This window comes from Vibrio sp. 11-4(1), from assembly GCF_013048625.1.
GTDB classification, from domain to species: Bacteria; Pseudomonadota; Gammaproteobacteria; order Enterobacterales; family Vibrionaceae; genus Vibrio; species Vibrio diabolicus.
The window spans coordinates 1-822 of sequence record NZ_VHSY01000052.1 but is presented as its reverse complement, the minus strand read 5'-3'; the positions used below and the strand labels follow the sequence as shown (position 1 = coordinate 822).

Here is an 822-nt window from a genome sequence, read left to right as displayed (position 1 = left end):
TAACGCCTTGTTAAGGGGTGAGCAACGCAATACAAATGTCACCGCATACCACCTTAATCGCTGAAACTAACGCATAGTAAAAATGCCATGCGTTGCGAATCCCTCTTTAACAACTTGTTAGCAATTTGTCCATGTGAGGCTTAACTTCCTCCCTCAGCATATGTGGTCCCATTGAATCTACAAAAGTGAGTGGTAACTGAGATAACTTAGTTCTACTGCTGCCTTTGTTCAAAATTGCCATACCTTTACACATTTTAAGGTATTCTTTTTGAAGTTCTCGTTTTCGAACTCTTGACATATTGGGGCTAAAACTAACAACGTGAAACACAAGAGCACCAATAACGATTTGTTTAACTGAAATATCATTTGGTAGATTTTGAGCCCAAGAGACCCTTGAAAAAAATGGGTTAACATAACCAGAAGAATCAGCAAATAATGATTGACCATGGTCAATTTTTTGTTGTTTGGTTAATTTATAGGGTTTTAGTAATCCACCAGTAATTATAAAACTGGAGTAATTTTTATTTTTATCGAGAATTAAATCTTTATATTGATCGAAAACTCCTAGATGTTTTCCACTAGCCCTAGATGAATTGAATGCTACTTTAAGCAACCAACGTGCATACTGATTAAAATCATACTCAAAATCTACGGTGCTTTTATTAAAATTCGGAGTAAATGCTCCAGCCTTTTCAAGCGCAGACTTAGCGTGAGCATCAAGCGTACCGAGAACTACATTATTACAGTGATCACATACGTCTTTGATTACAGCTTCACCTTGTAATACTTTTTGCGCTTTTTCTCTCCAACCAATTGATTTAC

The 822-nt window shown here is 36.3% G+C and carries 1 protein-coding gene; it reads right to left on the bottom strand.

Features of this window, described 5'->3' with window-relative positions:
* Nucleotides 1-106: 106 nt before the first annotated feature.
* Nucleotides 107-822, bottom strand: a 716-nt coding sequence (locus FKN16_RS24765; RefSeq protein ID WP_249370585.1) for a hypothetical protein, incomplete at its 5' end; no start/stop codon positions are given.